This is a genomic window from Mycobacterium sp. 1245805.9, from assembly GCF_001672915.1.
Classification (GTDB): Bacteria; Actinomycetota; Actinomycetes; order Mycobacteriales; family Mycobacteriaceae; genus Mycobacterium.
Map to the genome: position 1 here is coordinate 1 of NZ_LZKR01000053.1, position 17,042 is coordinate 17,042.

At 70.5% G+C, this 17,042-nt stretch carries 14 protein-coding genes and 3 pseudogenes; 4 read left to right on the top strand and 13 right to left on the bottom strand.

Annotation, left to right across the window (positions count from 1 at the left end; translation table 11 throughout):
• The 5 genes and pseudogenes from A9X00_RS31740 to A9X00_RS32325 all read right to left on the bottom strand — a co-directional run.
• A pseudogene (locus A9X00_RS31740) lies at positions 1-283 on the bottom strand (PGRS repeat-containing protein); the annotation flags it as partial.
• A 114-nt stretch (positions 284-397) separates the two neighbouring features.
• Positions 398-619 (bottom strand): annotated as a pseudogene (locus A9X00_RS31745) (PE family protein); the annotation flags it as partial.
• A 92-nt stretch (positions 620-711) separates the two neighbouring features.
• Positions 712-2,175 (bottom strand): PE family protein, encoded by a 1,464-nt coding sequence (locus tag A9X00_RS08300; protein WP_067151745.1) that lies wholly within the window; start codon positions 2,173-2,175, stop codon positions 712-714.
• Between the two features lie 131 nt (positions 2,176-2,306).
• A complete protein-coding gene (locus A9X00_RS08305; RefSeq protein WP_067151858.1) occupies positions 2,307-2,873 on the bottom strand; it encodes a TetR/AcrR family transcriptional regulator in 567 nt (188 codons plus the stop codon).
• Positions 2,874-2,962: 89 nt separating this feature from the next.
• The gene (locus tag A9X00_RS32325) at positions 2,963-3,094 is read right to left on the bottom strand and encodes a hypothetical protein (RefSeq protein WP_255342532.1); all 132 of its coding nucleotides are present in this window, start codon (positions 3,092-3,094) and stop codon (positions 2,963-2,965) included.
• A 208-nt stretch (positions 3,095-3,302) separates the two neighbouring features.
• Here A9X00_RS32325 and A9X00_RS08310 point away from each other — a divergent pair, with 208 nt between their 5' ends.
• Both A9X00_RS08310 and A9X00_RS08315 read left to right on the top strand, forming a co-directional pair.
• On the top strand, positions 3,303-4,097 hold the full coding sequence (locus A9X00_RS08310; protein ID WP_067151750.1) for a crotonase/enoyl-CoA hydratase family protein: 795 nt from the start codon (positions 3,303-3,305) through the stop codon (positions 4,095-4,097).
• Between the two features lie 55 nt (positions 4,098-4,152).
• Complete coding sequence (locus tag A9X00_RS08315) at positions 4,153-4,800, top strand: TetR/AcrR family transcriptional regulator (protein WP_067151753.1); 648 nt, start codon at positions 4,153-4,155, stop codon at positions 4,798-4,800.
• Positions 4,801-4,874: 74 nt separating this feature from the next.
• Here A9X00_RS08315 and A9X00_RS08320 read toward each other — a convergent pair whose 3' ends face one another.
• From A9X00_RS08320 to A9X00_RS08330, 3 genes are all read right to left on the bottom strand, one after another.
• Positions 4,875-6,344, bottom strand: coding sequence for an aldehyde dehydrogenase (locus A9X00_RS08320; protein WP_067151756.1), 1,470 nt, complete (start codon positions 6,342-6,344; stop codon positions 4,875-4,877).
• Positions 6,345-6,439: 95 nt separating this feature from the next.
• Complete coding sequence (locus A9X00_RS08325; RefSeq protein ID WP_067151759.1) at positions 6,440-7,207, bottom strand: class I SAM-dependent methyltransferase; 768 nt, start codon at positions 7,205-7,207, stop codon at positions 6,440-6,442.
• 24 nt (positions 7,208-7,231) lie between these two features.
• Positions 7,232-8,413 carry a hypothetical protein gene (locus tag A9X00_RS08330; protein WP_067151762.1) on the bottom strand — a complete coding sequence of 394 codons (1,182 nt, stop codon included), beginning with the start codon at positions 8,411-8,413 and terminating at the stop codon, positions 7,232-7,234.
• A 185-nt stretch (positions 8,414-8,598) separates the two neighbouring features.
• Between A9X00_RS08330 and A9X00_RS08335 the strand changes: the two genes are divergently transcribed.
• Positions 8,599-9,753 (top strand): glycosyltransferase family 4 protein, encoded by a 1,155-nt coding sequence (locus A9X00_RS08335; protein ID WP_067151765.1) that lies wholly within the window; start codon positions 8,599-8,601, stop codon positions 9,751-9,753.
• Here the strand turns inward: A9X00_RS08335 and A9X00_RS08340 are convergent.
• The gene (locus A9X00_RS08340; RefSeq protein WP_067151768.1) at positions 9,737-11,422 is read right to left on the bottom strand and encodes a hypothetical protein; all 1,686 of its coding nucleotides are present in this window, start codon (positions 11,420-11,422) and stop codon (positions 9,737-9,739) included. The two genes, A9X00_RS08335 and A9X00_RS08340, sit on opposite strands and share 17 nt — an antisense overlap.
• 9 nt (positions 11,423-11,431) lie before the next feature.
• Entirely contained in the window at positions 11,432-12,730 is a 1,299-nt protein-coding gene (locus A9X00_RS08345) for a DUF3068 domain-containing protein (RefSeq protein WP_067151771.1), read from the bottom strand.
• A gap of 108 nt (positions 12,731-12,838) precedes the next feature.
• Here A9X00_RS08345 and A9X00_RS08350 point away from each other — a divergent pair.
• Positions 12,839-14,033: pseudogene (locus A9X00_RS08350) on the top strand (acyltransferase family protein).
• Position 14,034: 1 nt separating this feature from the next.
• Here A9X00_RS08350 and A9X00_RS08355 read toward each other — a convergent pair.
• From A9X00_RS08355 to A9X00_RS08365, 3 genes are all read right to left on the bottom strand, one after another.
• On the bottom strand, positions 14,035-14,508 hold the full coding sequence (locus A9X00_RS08355) for a YbjN domain-containing protein (protein WP_067151777.1): 474 nt from the start codon (positions 14,506-14,508) through the stop codon (positions 14,035-14,037).
• 72 nt (positions 14,509-14,580) lie between these two features.
• On the bottom strand, positions 14,581-16,053 hold the full coding sequence (locus A9X00_RS08360) for an AMP-binding protein (protein WP_067151780.1): 1,473 nt from the start codon (positions 16,051-16,053) through the stop codon (positions 14,581-14,583).
• Positions 16,050-17,030, bottom strand: a complete 981-nt coding sequence (locus tag A9X00_RS08365; RefSeq protein ID WP_067151783.1) for a phosphotriesterase — start codon at positions 17,028-17,030, stop codon at positions 16,050-16,052. Before A9X00_RS08365 ends, A9X00_RS08360 begins: the two co-directional genes overlap by 4 nt.
• Positions 17,031-17,042 lie beyond the last annotated feature (12 nt).

The following is a 17,042-nucleotide window of genomic DNA, read 5'->3' on the forward strand; positions in this document are numbered from 1 at the left end:
GGCGTCGTTGGTGCCGTCGTCGTTCCCGCCGTTGCCGCCTGGCGCCGGCCGCGCCGTTGCCGCCGGTCCCGCCGGCGCCGCCGTGGCCGAACAACCCGGCGGCCCCGCCGTTTCCGCCCTTTCCTCCGTTCGAGGTCGCGGTTGCGGCCGCGCCGGATCCGCCGTTGCCGCCGTTGCCCCAGAGGATGCCACCGTCGCCGCCGTTCTGGCCGGTCCCCGGCAGGCCGTCGGTGCCGTTGCCGATCAGCGGGCGCCCCAGCAGGAGTTGGGTGGGTGTGTTGATCGCGTTGAGGAGGTCTTGCTGCACGACCTGCCACGGGTTGGCCGTGGCCGCGGCGTTGGCCGCTTCGGCGCTGGCGTAGGCGCCCGCGCCGGCGTTCAAAGCCTGGACGAATTGCTCATGGAAGGTTGCCGCCTGGGCGCTGACGGCCTGGTAGTCCAGGGCATGCGCGCCGAAGAACGCGGCCACCGCCGCCGATACCTCGTCGTCCGCGGCCGCCAGCATCTGGGTCGTCTGGGCCGCCGCGGCCGAGTTGGCCTGATGGAGTGTGGATCCGATACCCGCCAAATCCGTGGCGGCCGTTGAAACCACGTCGGGGACGGCGAACACGAAAGACATTCCTTACCTCCGGCAACGCCCCCGTCGACTGGGCAGAATCGTAGCGTGCCCGTCAAGTGCACAGGGGCGATTTCATTGGGCTATGGCGCTTCTCACCCGTCGGCGCCGGGCACACCCAGCAGGAGCCCCCCGCCGCCGCCGATCCCGCCGTTGATGGCAAGCTGCCCAGTTCCGCCAGCGCCGCCGTTGCCGATCAACTGGGCGTCGCCGCCGTTGCCACCGACTGCTCCGGGGAGGGTGGTGCCGAACCCGGCGTCGCCACCCCGACCGCCGCCTCCGGTAATGCCCGCGTTGCCGCCGCGGCCGCCGAAACCGCCTCTGCCGAGCCCTTGGCCGCCGTCCCCGCCGTCCCCACCATGGCCGTAAAGCCCGATCGCATTGCCGCCCGCACCGCCGACTCCACCATTGCCGTACGCGGATTGTCCGCCCGCGCCGCCGTGACCGCCATGGCCGAACAGACTGCCGCCGGTGCCGCCGTTGCCGCCGATACCACCATCCGCAAACGCGGTTGTCATGGTGGCGGAACCGCCGGCGCCGCCGGCGCCGCCATTGCCGATCATCCCGGCCGAGCCGCCGTTGCCGCCGGCGTAGGAGCCCGCGCCCAACGAGGGATTGCCTTCGGTCCCGTTACCGCCGGCGCCGCCGTTGCCGCTGAACATTCCGCCTGCCCCGCCATTGCCACCACTGTTGCCGCGGGTGGCGACTCCGGCGTCGCCGCCACGGCCGCCGTCGCCGTGCAGAAGCCCGCCATGACCGCCCTGGCCGCCGGCACCGGCTATGGCGTTCGCCGCGTCGTTGACCTGACCGGAACCACCCGCGCCGCCGGCGCCTCCGCTGCCGAACAATCCGACGGCGTCGCCACCTTTACCGCCGGCGCCGCCGAGGGTCGAGGCGAGGGCGTATCCGCCCGTGCCGCCGGGTCCGCCGTTGCCCATCAACAGGCCCCCGCTGCCGCCGGCGCCGCCTGGCCCGGCGGACTGGAAGCCGACGGCGGGCCCGCCCGCGCCGCCGGCGCCGCCATTGCCGAACAACCCGGCGGGACCGCCGTTGCCGCCGGGGCCGCCCGGACCAAAGCCGGTCGCGGGTTTGCCGGACCCGCCGTTACCGCCGTTACCCAACAGCAGCCCGCCTGCGCCGCCGTTCTGCCCGGTACCCGCCGCCCCATTGGCGCCGTTGCCGATCAGCGGGCGGCCCATCAGCAGCTCGGTGGGCGTGTTGATCGCATTGAGCAGGTCCTGCTGCAGAACCTGCCAGGGGTTGGCCGCAGCGGCGGCGTTGGCCGCCTCCGCGCCGGCATAGGCGCCCGCTCCCGCGTTCAGCGCCTGGACGAATTGGTCGTGAAACGCCGTCACCTGTGCGCTGAGCGTCTGATAGCCCCGGCCGTGAGCAGCAAAGAATTCCGCCACCGCCGCCGACACCTCGTCGGCGCCGGCCGCGGCCAGCTCGGTGGTCTGGGCCGCCGCGGCCGAGTTGGCCTGGCTAAGCGTGGAACCGATGCTCGCCAAATCCGTTGCGGCGGCTGATACCACGTCCGGCGCGGCGAACACAAACGACATCGAATACCTCCCGACGAGCGCTCCGACAGGGCGCCGTCCGGCGCGGGTATTGGTGGAGCCGTGTAGTTAGCAACCAGATGCTACGTGGTGCGGACAGCAAATGTCGCGTTATGGCCGGCGAAGCCGGCGCCCTACTCGGCGATCTTGTTGCGGATGACGAACTCCCGTGCCTTGATGAGGAATTCGAGCTGCTCGCCCACCTGGTGCAGGGGGTCGGTGCTGCGCGTCGAGCGGGACAGCACGACGGCACCTTCCAGGGCCGAGATCGACATCACCGCCAGGGACGAAGCGTCGGCGTCGTCGAAGCCGTCGTTGACGAACGCCCGCGTCAACGCGGTGCACCAGCGTCCCAGGATGGCGCCGGCCTCGGCGGACAGCTTGGGGTCGCCGTCGTCCGAGCCGATCGCCGCGGCGACCACGGGGCAGCCGGCGCTGAAGTCGCCCTCGGAGAGGAGCCGCTCCCAGAATTCGACGAACTCGCGCAGCAGGGCCCTGGCGCCCCAGCCCGCGGCGTCGTCGATCATCGCGGTGATGGAGTCGCCGGAGAACTGCAGCGCCTCGGTCAGGATCTGATTGCGCCCGTCGGGAAAGTGGTAGTACACCGAGCCGCGTGGTGCGCCGCTGCGGGCCAGCACCTCATCGATGGTCACCCCGGCGGCGCCACGCTCGCGCATCACCTGGGCGGCGCTGAGCAGCATCTTCTTGCGGGTGTCGCAGCGTTTGGTCGGCGTGGATTCCGCCTTGGCGTCGGTCGTAGTCGGCACTGTCGTACCTCCCATGGCAAGCGTCATGCAGCGTGCGAGTGCCGCGGCACCGGCCAGTGCATGTTACGCGGGCTGAACCGGAACGTCCGCCGCTTGAAGTCGGGCATCTCGCGCGTGAACTGGTAGCCGGCGACGTTGACTTCGATGATCCACATTGTTTTCTCCCGGCCTGAGTGCGGCCCTAGATTATGCTGAGAAGCATATAAGACATCGGTCGAGTAAGCAACTTTTATTCCCTAAGTAAATTAAACAGCTCGGTAAACGTGGAAATCGTTGTTTTCGGCGCCTCTGGCCAGCGTCAACGCCATGGGCCCGATTCTATGTTCTATTGCATAATCCTTAGCGCTGCGCTTCACTGGGCCGATGGCACTACCGAACCTCGACACCGTGTCCCTCGAGCGCGACGGGCACGTCCTGCTGATCGGCCTGAACCGGCCGGAGAAGCGCAACGCATTCGACCGGGCGATGCTGGCGGACCTGTCGCGCGCCTACGGTGTGCTGGAATCCGACGACTCGCTATGGGCCGGGGTGCTGTTCGCGCACGGCGACCACTTCACCGCCGGGCTGGATCTGGTCGACGTCGGGCCCGGCATCGCGGCGGGGGAGTTGGCGTTTCCCGACGACGGCCGCGACCCCTGGCGGCTCGACGGCGCCTGGACCACGCCGGTCGTCGCCGTCGCGCACGGCTGGTGCATGACGCTGGGCATCGAGTTGCTGCTGGCCGCCGACATCCGGGTCGCGGCGGAAGGGATCCGGTTCACCCAGCTCGAGGTGCAGCGCGGCATCTATCCCTTTGGGGGAGCGACGATCCGGCTGCCCCGCGACGCCGGGTGGGGCAACGCGATGCGCTGGTTGCTGACAGGCGACGAGTTCGACGCCGCCGAGGCGCACCGCATCGGGCTGGTCCAGGAGGTTGCCGACGACGCGGCCGCGGCACTGGCCCGCGGGCGCGAGATCGCGCGCACCATCGCCGAGCGGGCCGCGCCGCTGGGGGTGCGCGCCACGCTGGCGTCGGCGCACCTTGCGCGCGCCGAAGGTGAGGCGGCCGCCGTCGAGCGGCTGCGGCCCGCGGTGGCCGCGCTGTTCGCCAGCGCGGACGCCGCCGAGGGCGTGCAGTCGTTCATCGAGCGACGGCAGGCGCGGTTCTCGGGGCGGTAGCGCGGGCCCGAGCGCGTCGCGAAACCGCCGGGGCAGGCGTGTCTACGCTGAGAAGATGCCCAGCGAGCCGACGGTCGGCGTCCCCGAGAACGCGGGCGAGCCGTCACGCGTGGAGCGGATCCTCAACGCCGCCCTGAAGACGTTTGCCGCCCGCGGCACCGAAGCCACCTCGCTGCGCACGATCGCCGCGGCCGCGGGCGTTTCACTCGGGCTGGTCCAGCATCACTTCACCACCAAAGCCAACCTCATCCAGGCCGTCGACGACCACGTGACGACCGTGCTGACGGCCTCGCTGACCACCCCGGCGGCCGCGCCGGCCGACGACCCCGTCGCCGACATCGCCGACCGGGTGACCTCGCTACTCGTCGACCACGCCGACCTCGTCGACTATCTGTGTCGCGCGCTCGTCGACGCCACTCCGACGGGGACGCGCGTCTTCGACACCCTGGTGACGGTCGCCGGCGGGCACTGGGAGCAGCTCCAAGCCCAAGGCCTGGCCAAGCCCGGCCTCGACCCGACCTGGATGACGCTCAACCCCCTGGTACTGGTGCTGGGCATGTTCATCCTGCGCACGCAACTGAGCCGGCACCTGCCCGAACCGCTAACCAGCCCAACCCAAATCGAGCGGTGGCGGCACGCCACCGAGCAAATCATCGCCGACGGCCAATTACAAAGGCCCCCAGCCGAACCCGCGAACGAGTAGCCACCGCCGAACGTGAAGTCACGGCGAAAAAACGGCGGAATTCTCGCCGTGAGTTCACGCTCGGCGCAAGGGCTTTACGCGTCGACGGTGTAACCCATCGGCATCAGCACGCTCTTCTGCTGGGTGAAGTGCTCGACGCCCTCCGGGCCGTTCTCGCGACCGATGCCGGAGTTCTTGTAGCCGCCGAACGGGCAGCACGGGTCGAAGGCGTACCAGTTGATCGCGTACGTGCCCGTGCGGATCTTCTCCGAGATCTCGATGCCCCGCGGCACGTTGGTGGTCCACACGCTGCCGGCCAGGCCGTACTCCGAGTCGTTGGCGATCTTGATCGCGTCCTCCTCGGTGTCGTAGGGGATGATGGCCAGCACCGGCCCGAAGATCTCCTCCTGGGCGATCGTCATCTTGTTGTCGACGTCCGCGAAAACCGTTGGCTGCACGAAGAATCCGTTGTCGAGGCCCTCGGGGCGGCCGCCCCCGCACACCAGCCGGGCGCCCTCCTCGATGCCCTTGGCGATGTAGCCCTCGACGCGGGCGCGCTGCTTCTCCGAGATCAGCGACCCGATCTGGGCGCCCGGGTCCGACGGTGGCCCCACCGGCAGCGACTGCACGAAAGTGCTTACCGCGTCGACGATCTCGTCGTAGCGCGAGCGCGGCGCCAGGATGCGGGTCTGACCGACGCAGGCCTGCCCGGTGTTCATGATCCCGGAGAACACCATCATCGGGACCGCGGCGGCCAGGTCGACGTCCTCGAGGACGATGGCCGCCGACTTCCCGCCGAGCTCGAGGGTGCACGGCTTGAGCATTTCCGCGGCGCGCCGGCCGATCTCCTTGCCGACCCCCGAGCTGCCGGTGAAGGTGAACAGGTCGACGTCGCGGTTGGACGTGAGCGCCTGGCCCGTCTCGATGCCGCCGGGCACCACCGACAGAACCCCCTCGGGCAGGCCGGCGTCGGCGAACACCTCGGCCAAAGCGTTTGCGGTCAAAGGTGTTTCGGCGGCGGGCTTGAGCACGACGGTGCAGCCGGCCAGCAGCGCCGGGCCCAGCTTGTTGACCGCCAGGAACAGCGGGACGTTCCACGCCACGATCGCGCCCACCACGCCGATGGGTTCACGGTGCACGATCGTCTGCCCGTAGGAGCCGTTGCGGATCTCGCGCCACTTGACCTGGTCGACGGCGGGGCCGGCGAAGAAGTTCATCGCCCCCATCGTGCCCATCCAGTGCATCGTCTCGATGGTCATCGGCGGCTGACCCGTCTCGTCGGCGAGCAGCTTGGCGAACTGGTCCTTGCGTTCTTCGAGCAGCTGGTTCGCCTTCGCGATGACGGCCGCGCGCTCCTTCGGGGGCGTCGTCGGCCACGGGCCGTTGTCGAACGCGGCGCGGGCCGCGGCGACCGCCGCGTCGACGTCGGCCGCCGCCGCGTGCGGCACCTTCCCGACGTACTCACCGGTGGCCGGACAGTGCACCTCGATGACTTCTGAGGTCGACGGCTCCGTCCACTTGCCGCCGATGAAAAGTTTGTCGTATTCGGTCTTCACGTCGGGCATATTCCGCGGCTCCTCCTCATCGCTCCGCTCTGCATCGTCGCAGCGGGCATGGCCGCCACCCTACCCAAGCCGACGCAAAACGAGAACATGTTTCATTAGTGGGGTGCGAGCACCAGCACGAGATTGCTGACCAGGAACTCGCGCAGCACCGGCACCGACGTCAGCCGCCACGCCCATCGCGGGTGGTAGCGCGGAAATGCGGCCACCGCGGCGCCGGTGCTGGCGGCCCAGCTCAGGCCGTCGGCGGCCGACACCGCGAACAACGACGACCCGTAGTTGTTTTTGGCCGGATGACCGTGCTTGCGGGCGTAGCGGGCGGCTGCCCGGGCGCCGCCGAGGTAGTGCCACAGGCCCGTCTCGTGGCCGCCGAACGGGCCCAGCCACACGGTGTACGACAGCACGGCCAGCCCGCCCGGCTTGGTCACCCGCAGCATCTCGGCGCCCAGCTGCCAGGGCCGCGGCACGTGTTCGGCGACGTTGGAGGAAAGGCAGATGTCGACGGAGTCGTCGGCGAAGGGCAGCGCCATGCCCGACGCCCGCACGAACGAGCCGGTCGCCGAAGCCAAAGCCGGTCCGGCCGCGTGCATCTCGCCCGGGTCGGGTTCCACACCGATGTAGCGGACGCCGGCGTCGGCGAATGCCGCCGCGAAGTAGCCCGGGCCGCCGCCGACGTCGAGCAGCGTGCGGCCGGCCGGGGGCTCGCCGTGGGTCCCGGTCCAGAGTTCGGTGATCATCGCCGCGGTATCGGCGGCCAGGGCGCGATAGAACCGGGCGGGGTCGGACCGCTCGTGGCGGAACTCCGACAGCAGACGCAGCGAGCGGGACAGGGTTGCCCGCCGCGCCAAGAGGTCGGTGACGGCCACCGGCCAACCCTACGGCGGGGCCGGCTAGACCTGCTGGTCGTGCCGTTGCAGATAGGGAGCCAAGCCGAATTTCTCGACGAGCAGCAGGAAATCCCCGCCCGAGACCGAAAACTCGGGCGGCTCGTTCACGCGTTGACGCACGTCGCGCGGCCACGAAAACCGCATGTCCAGGCCCCCGATGGTGTCGCGGCAGCCGATGGTCAGCGGCGGCGCACCGGGGACGCCGAGGACCAGGACGGGCGTCGTGGACAGCGACGAGGCCATGCCCCGCTCGAACATGCTGCCCAATATCTGGTCGGCCGATCCGAACCCCAGACCGCCGTATCGGAATTGGTAGGTCTCCGGCGTCGCCGTCACCTGCGCCACCTGCACGGAGGCGTGCAGCGCATTGGTGTTCGGGTCGACCACCCGGATCGAATCCGCGTCGACGTCGATGGCCAGGCGAGGGTGGTTGGCCGAGTTCAGGAGTTGTTGTTTCCGCCGGACGGCGAACGGCCCCATCTGCTGGATCGCCAACGGGCTGGGGAAGAGGAGGCAACGAACCGGTCCTGCCGGTGAGTTCGCACCCGACCCGGCCTGAGCAGCCTGGCGACCGGACATGGCGAGGATCTCACCGAAGTCCGAGTCCGACACCCAGGCGTCGATGTCCAGCGGCAGGCCGTAGCCGGCGTCGGGCGCTTCGAGTCGTGTTCCGGCGGCAACGCGATAATCCCGCCCGCCGAGGATGAATCGCCGTCCCCCACAGTGCAGATGCAGCGTCGTGCCCATCGTCATGCCGCCCGATATCCCCCACACGCCCAGCTGCGCGTCGGCGAACGGATAAACGTCGCCGGGCCGCTTGCTGACCGTCAGGGCATCGCGCGTGACGTCGATGAAGATCTTCCCGTGGCCCGACCGTTGCGACCACCAGTACCAGCCGCCGACGCCGCCGATGAGCAGGACGACAAAGCCGTATCGGACGACCATGTCCATGAGCCGCGCGAGATCCCGTGAACCGCCCGGCCCCTGCATGGCCCACGCCTGCGCCGCCATGTACAGGCCGCCGAGGACGGCGGTAAACGCGAGGATCCCGACAACCATGATCAGGTAAGACTTGCCGGGGCTTTTCTGCCATGCCGGCGTTGTTATCGAGGCCATCTTCGAGCCCCAAAACGGGGGATTGGCCACAAACCTGCGCGACGCACCCGATTCATTGCCGATGCTCATCCCGAAACGATCCCACCAGTGGATCCGACTGCAAAGCGGGAATTTTGCTGGGGCGCCGGTCGAAGGATTCCGACCACTGTCGTCACATCCATCGCTGCGCAACGGGTGCCCCCGGCCGGCAGAGGCCACTGTGACGGATGCGACCGGAATCGGCGCAGGGGCGGGCCACGCTACGCTGACCAGTAATGTCTGCTCTCCGTTCCGTCCTGCTGCTGTGCTGGCGCGACACCGGGCACCCGCAGGGCGGCGGCAGCGAAGCCTATTTGCAGCGCGTCGGCGCGCAGCTGGCCGCGTCGGGGATCGCCGTCACGCTGCGCACCGCCCGCTATCCGGGCGCGCCGCGCCGCGAAGTGGTCGACGGCGTGCGGATCGACCGGGCCGGCGGCCGGTACTCCGTCTACGTGTGGGCGTTGCTGGCGATGGCCGCGGCGCGCATCGGCCTCGGACCGCTGCGGCGCGTGCGCCCCGACGCGGTCGTCGACACCCAGAACGGCCTGCCCTTCCTCGCCCGGCTGGTGTACGGCCGGCGGGTGGTGGTGCTGGTGCACCACTGCCATCGCGAGCAGTGGCCGGTGGCCGGGCCGGTGCTCGGCCGGATCGGCTGGTTCGTCGAGTCGAGGCTGTCGCCCCGGCTGAACCGGCGCAATCAGTACGTGACGGTGTCGCTGCCGTCGGCCCGCGACCTGGTCGCGCTCGGCGTGGACAACGAGCGGATCGCCGTGGTGCGCAACGGCCTCGACGAGGCCCCGGCGCAATCGCTGTGCGGCCCGCGCTCGGCCGCGCCGAGGGTGGTGGTGCTGTCGCGGCTGGTGCCGCACAAGCGCATCGAAGACGCGCTCGAAGCCGTCGCGGCGCTGCGGCCCCGCATACCGGGGCTGCACCTGGACATCGTCGGCGACGGCTGGTGGCGGCGGCGGCTCGTCGACCACGTCGGCCGCCTCGGCATGTCCGGCGCGGTGACGTTCCACGGCCACGTCGACGACGTGACCAAACACCATGTCCTGCAGAGCTCCTGGGTGCACGTGCTGCCGTCGCGCAAGGAGGGGTGGGGCCTGGCGGTCGTCGAGGCGGCGCAGCACGCGGTGCCCACCGTCGGCTACCGCTCCTCGGGTGGGCTGTCCGACTCGATCGTCGACGGGGTGACCGGGCTCCTGGTGGACAGCCACGAGGAGCTGGTGGACAGCCTCGAACGGCTGCTCTGCGACCCGGTGCTGCGCGACCAACTGGGCGCCAAGGCGCAGGCCCGCAGCGGCGAATTCTCCTGGACGCAAAGCGCCGACGCGATCGCCGTCGTGCTCCGGGCCGTCCGGGCCGGCGAGTACGTCAGCGGCGTCGTCTAAGCGCGCCCAGCGCCGCGCCCACCGCGCCCCCGGCCAGCATCGCCAGCCACGCCAGGTGTGCCACCAGCGTCGCGGTGCGCCGGCCGGGGGAGACCCGGGCGGTGTCGCCGCCGATCCGGTACAGGGCGAACTCGTCGTCGCGGTAGACCGGCGTCAGCGCGTCCAGGGTGCGCGACGCGGCGCCCATGTCGCCGGCGCTGTCCGATTCGACGACCAGCCAGCCGACGCCGGCCGTCGCCAACGCGGCCGGGTCGGGCCCCGAGAGCAGCAGGTCCTGCACGGCGCGGGCGTGGTCGCCCTCCCCGGGGATGACGACGCCCGAGATGGCCAGGTCGCCGGTGCTCAACACGTCGGCGCGCAGCCAGCGGGGCAGCGGGTCGAGCACCGGCGCCGGCCCGGACCACGAGAAGCGCCGCATGGTGCCCGCGGGCAGCACCGCCACCGTCCGGGGATCGGCGTTGATCGCCGTCGCCACCGCGGCCCACCCCCGCGGGTAGCGCACCGGCGCGACCGCGCCCCACACGCCCCACGCCAGGTCCGGCAGCACCAGGATCAGCGCGAGGCAACACATCAACGCCGTCACCGACGGCCGCAACCACCGCCGCAGCGTCACCACGGCGCCCGCGCCCGCCAGCGCGTAGCCCGGCACCGCCAGCGCCACCCACTTCTGCCCGTCGCGCAGCACCCCGAACGCGGGCGCGGCGTCCACCAGCGCCCGCAACGCGTGCAGACCCGGGCCCGTCGCCAACACGGCCGGCGCCAGCACGGACAGCGCCGCCAGCGCCAGCACCGGCACCGCCGCGCGCCGTCGCGCCACCACCGGCAACCCGGCCGCCACCACCGCCAGCAGCACCACGGCGGACGAAAGCGCGAAAAGCGTTGTCCGCGAGGCCGGTACGGCCTCGCCGTTCCAGATCCCGCCGAGGCTGGCCAGGCTGGCCAGCGTGCCCAGGCCGGGCTCGGCCCGCGGCGCGAACGCGTTCACCCCGAGCGCGTTCGCCGCGGAGTGCGCCTTCAGCGACGAGCCGAGCGCGGCCGCCGTCAGCCAGGGCGCCGCCGCCACCAGCGCGGCACCCGAGGCCGCCGCGCAGCACAGCCAGCGCGGCCGGCCCGCGCCAGGGCACGCGACGCAGACCAGCGCCACCGCCGCGGCCAGCAACAGGCCCGTCGGGGTCAGCCCGGCCAGCGCCATCCAGAACGCCAGGCCGAACCAGGCAGACCAGCCGCCAGCCGCCCGCAGCCGCAGCATCGCCGTCGCCACCCACGGCAGGCAGCCGTACGCGACCAGCAGGCTCCAGTGGCCCTGCAGAAGCCGTTCGGCGACATAGGGATTCCAGATCGCCAGCGTGGCGGCGACGAACTCGCCCGGCGCCCCCGCGTCGGGCAGCACGGTCGCGGCCAGCCGCGCCGCGCCCCACCCGGCTAGCCACAGGCCCGCCACCAGCAGCGCCTTGACCACGACGCCGCCGTCGACCAGATGCGAGGCCAGCGCCACCGCGAAATCCTGTGGCGTCGCCCGCGGCGCCGCCGTCAACCCCAGGGCGGTGTCGGACACATACGACCAGGGCGTCGACACCGCGTCGCGCAACAGCAGGTACCCGGGCGCCAGCAGCGGCGCGGCCACCAGGAGCGCCAGCAACAGCGCGTACCCCGGCCGGGTCCAGCGCACGTCGGGGAACTAGGCCCGTTCGGGGGGACCCGGCGACTCCGGCGGTCCCGCGTCGGGTGGCCCCGGCTCGGGCGGCTCGTCCGAGCCCGGCGTCGGTGCGTCCGCGGCGGGGCCCGGATTCTCGCCCCCGGCGGGGCGCTGGGTGGGCAGCTTCTCGGTCTCGGCCTCGGCGCCGGGCACGGGTTCTTCCGGGCCGCGGCCGAAGAGTTCCTCGTCGGACCGGTCAAGGCCCGGGTCGGTCAGCGCGCTCTCGGTCCGCAGGCTGAAGGAGGCCAGAACGCCGCCGCCGATCAGCGCGATCAGCCCCACCGCGGTGAACGTGATGGGCAGCACCCGCGACCACAGCGCCAGCCGGTCCCGCTCGTCGCGGGCCGTGTTGACCTGGGCTTCGATGGTGTCCTCGTTCGAGGTGACCTTGTAATCGGCCAGCGTCAGCTCCGGCTTGAGCGGGTCACGGGCGAAGTAGTGGTTGGCGTGCTCGGTCTGCTTGACGATGGTCCCCGACACCGGGTCCACCCAGAAGGTCCGCTGCGCCGCGTAGAAGCGGGTCATGGTGATCTGCTCGGCGGGATCGCCGCCCTGGACGCCCCACATCGACGCCGGGGCGGTGAACTTGGAGTCCGTCGTCTGGTCGGCGTAGAGCGTCGGGTAGGCCACCGGGGCCACCAGCTTGCCCTCGGCGTTGTAGCCGACGTTCTGGGTGAACTTGTAGGTGGTCAGCCCGTTGACGTCTTCCTGGCTGTCGTAGTTGACGTCGAACGGCTTCTGCGCGATCGGATCGAAATAGGGATACGTCTTCTTCTCGGTGTGGAACGGGAACCGGTAGGACAGCCCCTCGTGGCGGAGCGGCATCGCGGTGGGCGGGCTCTCGTCGTTGACGGTGCGCGGCTTTTGCACGGAGCCGCCGGGGTGGGTGTCGTCGGAGACGGCCATCGCGGTCTTGCGGTTGAGGGTGACCGTGTCGACGATGGCCAGCAGCAGGCCGCTGTCCTTTTGCTTGTCGGTGCGCCGGACCGAGGTGCCGACCTGCAGGGTGACGACGTCGGCGTTGGCGGGGGATTCGACGCTGACCTGCTGCTGGGATGCCAGCGGCACGTTCTGGTTGACCACGAGGTGGTCGGTGGACAGCGACGCGGCGTCGAGCGCGGTCCCGTTGCCGTCGCTGATCAACGTGGCGTCGATGTTCAGCGGGATCTTGGCGATCCTGCTGCTGGTGTACGTCGAGAGCAGCAGCGCCGCGATCAGCAGCGCAGCCCCGAGTCCGATGATCGCGCATGCGGCAAAACGCAACATGACTGCGCGGTTCATGCGCGCTGCTCCTCCTAGTGGATCCTCGTGGTCCGTGCTGGCCCCAGTCAGCGTGGCAAACCCGTTCGACCCTAACAGCAGAATTTAAGGCCCCGGCTTACGTACCCGATTCGTCGGACGACAACCGACGGGCACACTTGTGGGCGTGACGGACGGCCAACAGGTGGGCGGAGTCCGCAGCTTCCTGCCCGCCGTGGAGGGGATGCGCGCCTGCGCGGCCATGGGCGTCGTCGTCACGCACGTCGCGTTCCAGACGGGGCACTCCAGCGGCGCCGCCGGCCGGCTGTTCGGCCGCTTCGACCTCGCCGTCGCGGTGTTCTTCGCGTTGTCCGGGTTCCTGTTGTGGCGCGGGCACGCGGCGGCGGCGCGGGGATTGGCGCCGCCACGCACCGGCCACTACTTGCGCTCGCGGGCCGTCCGCATCATGCCGGCGTATCTCGTGGCGGTCGTGGTGATCCTGACCCTGCTGCCCGACGCGGATCACGCCAGCCCGACGGTGTGGCTGGCCAACCTGACGCTCACCCAGATCTACGTGCCGCTCACGCTGACCGGTGGCCTGACGCAGATGTGGAGCCTTTCCGTCGAGGTCAGCTTCTATCTGGCGCTGCCCGTCCTGGCGTTGCTGGCCCGCCGCCTCCCGGTCGGCGCGCGGGTGCCCGCGATCGCCGCGCTGGCGGCCCTCAGCTGGGCGTGGGGCTGGGTGCCCATCCAGCCCGGCGCCGGCACCAATCCGCTGAACTGGCCGCCGGCCTTCTTCTCCTGGTTCGCCGCGGGCATGCTGCTGGCGGAATGGGTGCACAGCGGAATCGGTGTGCCGCACCGGTTTGCGCGGCACCGGATCGTGATGGCCGTCGTCGCGCTGCTGGCCTACCTGCTGGCGGCCTCGCCGCTGGCCGGCCCCGAGGGCCTGGTGCCCGGAACCGCCGCGCAGTTCGCGGTGAAGACGGCGGCGGGCTCCGTGGTGGCGTTCGCGTTGGTCGCGCCGTTGGTGCTGGACCGGGTCGACACGCCGCACCGGGTGCTGGGCAGCACGGCCATGGTGACGTTGGGCCGCTGGTCCTACGGCCTGTTCATCTGGCACCTGGCCGCGCTGGCGATGGTGTTCCCGGTGCTCGGGACGTTCCCGTTCACCGGCCGGATGCCCTCGGTGCTGGCGTTGACCCTGATCTTCGGTTGGGCGATCGCCGCCGTCAGCTACGCGCTGGTCGAATCCCCGTGCCGGGAAGCCTTGCGCCGCTGGGAGAAACGCCACGAGCCGGCGCCTCAGGTCACCGACGCCGAGGCCGACGCGATCGCCCCCTGACTCAGCGATCCATCCACTGTTCCAGCGCATCGGCGGACGGCAGGCAGAGGGCCCGCTCGATCTTGTCGAACAGGTCGGTCCCGTAGTCGACGGTGGATCGGACGAAGTTGCCCAGCGCCTCGAGGTGGATGCCGTCGGTCAGCAGGTAAGCGTTCTCGGCGACGATGGCCAGCCGGGTCGGCTGGGCGGTCTCGCGCACAAACGCCTTGGGCCAGTGGGTGTCGCGATTCCAGTCGTTGACCAGTTCCATCAGGCGCGGGCGTTCGGTCGCAAGGTAATACACGGCCGGGCTGATCGAGATCTCCAAAACGTCGCGCCGCAGTCCGTTGATCCGCAGGTTCACGTGCAGCTTGCCGCGCTCGTGGCTCGACAACAGCATCATGAATTCCTCGCCGTCACTGCTGCGGAAAAACCGCAGCTGACGCGATCGCAGATAACGTTCGATCAGCTCCGTGCTCAACGGCTCGATCTGCATGGCCCCTCTCCCGGACAACGGTCATCGACGCACCCATGGTGGGGCGCAGCGCTTGGAAGATTCTTGGAGCCGTCAGGCGGGCTCGGCGGCCTGCAGGCGCGCGATGACCTCGGCGCGCACCGCCGACCGGCGCGCCTTGCCGGCGTCGTCGCGCAGGGGAGCGCCGACGAACTCGACCGTATAAGGCACCTTGTACGACGAGATGCGTTCGCGCAGAAAATCTTTCACGCCGTCGGCGTCCAGCGCGGACCCGTCGGCCGCGTGCACCAGGGCGTACGGCACCTGGCCCAAGTCGTCGTGCGGCACGCCGACGACGAGGCAGGACAGCACCTCGGGGTGGGCCGACAGCGCGTTCTCGATCTCGGCGGGGTAGACGTTGCGGCCCCCGACGGTGAACATGTCGACCCGGCGATCCGACAGGTACAGGAACCCGTCGTCGTCGAAGTAGCCCAGATCGCCCAGCGAGTCCCAGCCGTCCTGGGACTTCGGCGTGACGCCGACGTAGCGGTAGGTCGGCGCGCTGCCGGGCGCGGGGCGCATGTAGATCTCGCCCACCACGCCGGGCGGGCACGGGTTGCCGTCGTCGTCGAGCACCTTCATCTCGCCGGCCACCACGACGCCGACCGAGCCGCGATGGGTCAGCCACTGGCCGCCGCTGATGAACGTGAGCGCCTGTAATTCGGTGCCGCCGTACAGTTCCCAGACGACTTCCGGGCCCAGCAGGTCGATCCAGGCCTGCTTGATGGCCGGCGGGCAGGGCGCCCCCATGTGCCAGAACCGCCGCAGCGACGACAGGTCGTAAGCGCCCGGGTCGGCGAGGTAGACCGGCAGCGCCCGCTGCATGATCGTCGGCACCGTGGTCAAAAAGGTGACCCGATGGTCGGTGATCAGCCGCAGGAATCCCTGCGGTTCGAACCGGCTCATCAGCACCAGGTGGTGGCGCATCAGCAAGGCGATCGTGGCGGTGGTGAAGCCGGTGTTGTGGGACAACGGGATCGGCACCAGGGTGGTGTCGCCCTCCTGCGCGCCGAGCGGGTAGCCGACGGCGGCCGGGATCCGGCTGTCGCCGCCGGACTCGATGAGCTTGGGCCGCCCGGTGCTGCCGCCGGAGCCCATCGCCTTCCACACCGGCGAAACGGCCTCCGGCAGCGCGGCGTCGGCCAGCGCCGCGTCGGGGACGAAACCGGCTGGCACGCTTGGTATTTCGGTGCTGTCGCGGCCCACCAGCAGCGCGGGCGGCCGCAGCTCGAGCAGGCCCTGCAGCTCGGCGTCCGGCAGCCGCGCCGAGAGCGGTTGCGGCACCGCGCCCAGCTTCCAGCAGGCCACCGCGGCCTGGATCCACTCGATCGAGTTGGGCAGCACGATCGTCACGTAGTCGCCGACGCCGACGCCGCGCTCGGCGTACGCGCGGGCCAACCGGTTCGTCGAGGCGTCGAGCTCGCCGCGGGTGATGGTCCGCCCGTCACACGTGACGGCGGGCTCGTCGGGAGCCAGCCGGGCGGCCTGCGAAATCTGGGTGCCGATCGGGGGAACCGGCTGGGTCACGAGTAGGCGCCCTGCCTCTCGAAGATGCGGCGCGGGTTGTCCACCAGCATGGTGTGCAGCTGCTCGTCGGTGACGCCGCGCTCCTTGAGGGCGGGGATGACGTCGTTGTGGATGTGCAGGTAGTGCCAATTGGGCGCGGCCACCGGCAGCAGCTCCTCGGGCAGCGCGTCGAAGTAGCAGTTGGCGTCGTGCGACAGCACCATCTTGTCGGCGTGGCCGCGCTCGCACATCCGCGCCACCGTGTTCACCCGGTCCTCGAACGGCAGGTACACGTCGATGCCGAACCGGTCCATCCCGATATAGGAGCCGTTGCCGATCAGTTCCTCGAGGTAGTCGAGGTCGGTGCTGTCGCCGGAATGCCCGATCACCACCCGGCTCAGGTCCACACCCTCCTCTTCGAAGATGCGCTGCTGCTCCAGCCCGCGCTTCGTCCCCGCGTGCGTGTGGGTGGAGATCGGCACCCCCGTGCGCTTGTGGGCCTGGGCGACCGCGCGCAGTACCCGGTCGACGCCGGGGGTCACGCCGGGCTCGTCGGTGGCGCATTTGAGGATGCCGGCCTTGATGCCGGTGTCGGCGATGCCCTCCTCGATGTCGCGGACGAACATGTCGGTCATGATCTCCGGACCGTCCATCGCGGTGCCCGGACCCAGGTAGTGGAACCGGAACGGCACGTCGTTGTAGGTGTAAAGGCCGGTCGCCACAACGATATTCAGCTCGGTGGCCGCGGCGACGCGCGCGATGCGCGGGATGTAGCGGCCCAGCCCGATCACTGTGAGGTCGACGATGGTGTCCACCCCGCGCGACTTCAGCTCGTTGAGCCGGTTGACCGCATCGGCCACCCGCTGGTCCTCGTCGCCCCACGCTTCGGGGTAGTTCAGGGCGATCTCGGTGGTCATGATGAACACGTGCTCGTGCATGAGCGTCACGCCGAGGTCGGCGGTATCGATGGCGCCGCGCGCGGTATTGAGTTCTGGCACGCGTCTGACTCT

Excerpts from the sequence above, each read along its gene's own strand:
- A9X00_RS08345 (WP_067151771.1), bottom strand. The coding sequence starts at position 12,730 with ATGAACCGCGCAGTCATGTTGCGTTTTGCCGCATGCGCGATCATCGGA.
- A9X00_RS08335 (WP_067151765.1), top strand. The coding sequence starts at position 8,599 with ATGTCTGCTCTCCGTTCCGTCCTGCTGCTGTGCTGGCGCGACACCGGG.
- A9X00_RS08330 (WP_067151762.1), bottom strand. The coding sequence starts at position 8,413 with ATGAGCATCGGCAATGAATCGGGTGCGTCGCGCAGGTTTGTGGCCAAT.
- A9X00_RS08320 (WP_067151756.1), bottom strand. The coding sequence starts at position 6,344 with ATGCCCGACGTGAAGACCGAATACGACAAACTTTTCATCGGCGGCAAG.
- A9X00_RS08355 (WP_067151777.1), bottom strand. The coding sequence starts at position 14,508 with ATGCAGATCGAGCCGTTGAGCACGGAGCTGATCGAACGTTATCTGCGA.
- A9X00_RS08310 (WP_067151750.1), top strand. The coding sequence starts at position 3,303 with ATGGCACTACCGAACCTCGACACCGTGTCCCTCGAGCGCGACGGGCAC.
- A9X00_RS32325 (WP_255342532.1), bottom strand. The coding sequence starts at position 3,094 with ATGTGGATCATCGAAGTCAACGTCGCCGGCTACCAGTTCACGCGCGAG.
- A9X00_RS08300 (WP_067151745.1), bottom strand. The coding sequence starts at position 2,175 with ATGTCGTTTGTGTTCGCCGCGCCGGACGTGGTATCAGCCGCCGCAACG.
- A9X00_RS08315 (WP_067151753.1), top strand. The coding sequence starts at position 4,153 with ATGCCCAGCGAGCCGACGGTCGGCGTCCCCGAGAACGCGGGCGAGCCG.
- A9X00_RS08305 (WP_067151858.1), bottom strand. The coding sequence starts at position 2,873 with ATGCTGCTCAGCGCCGCCCAGGTGATGCGCGAGCGTGGCGCCGCCGGG.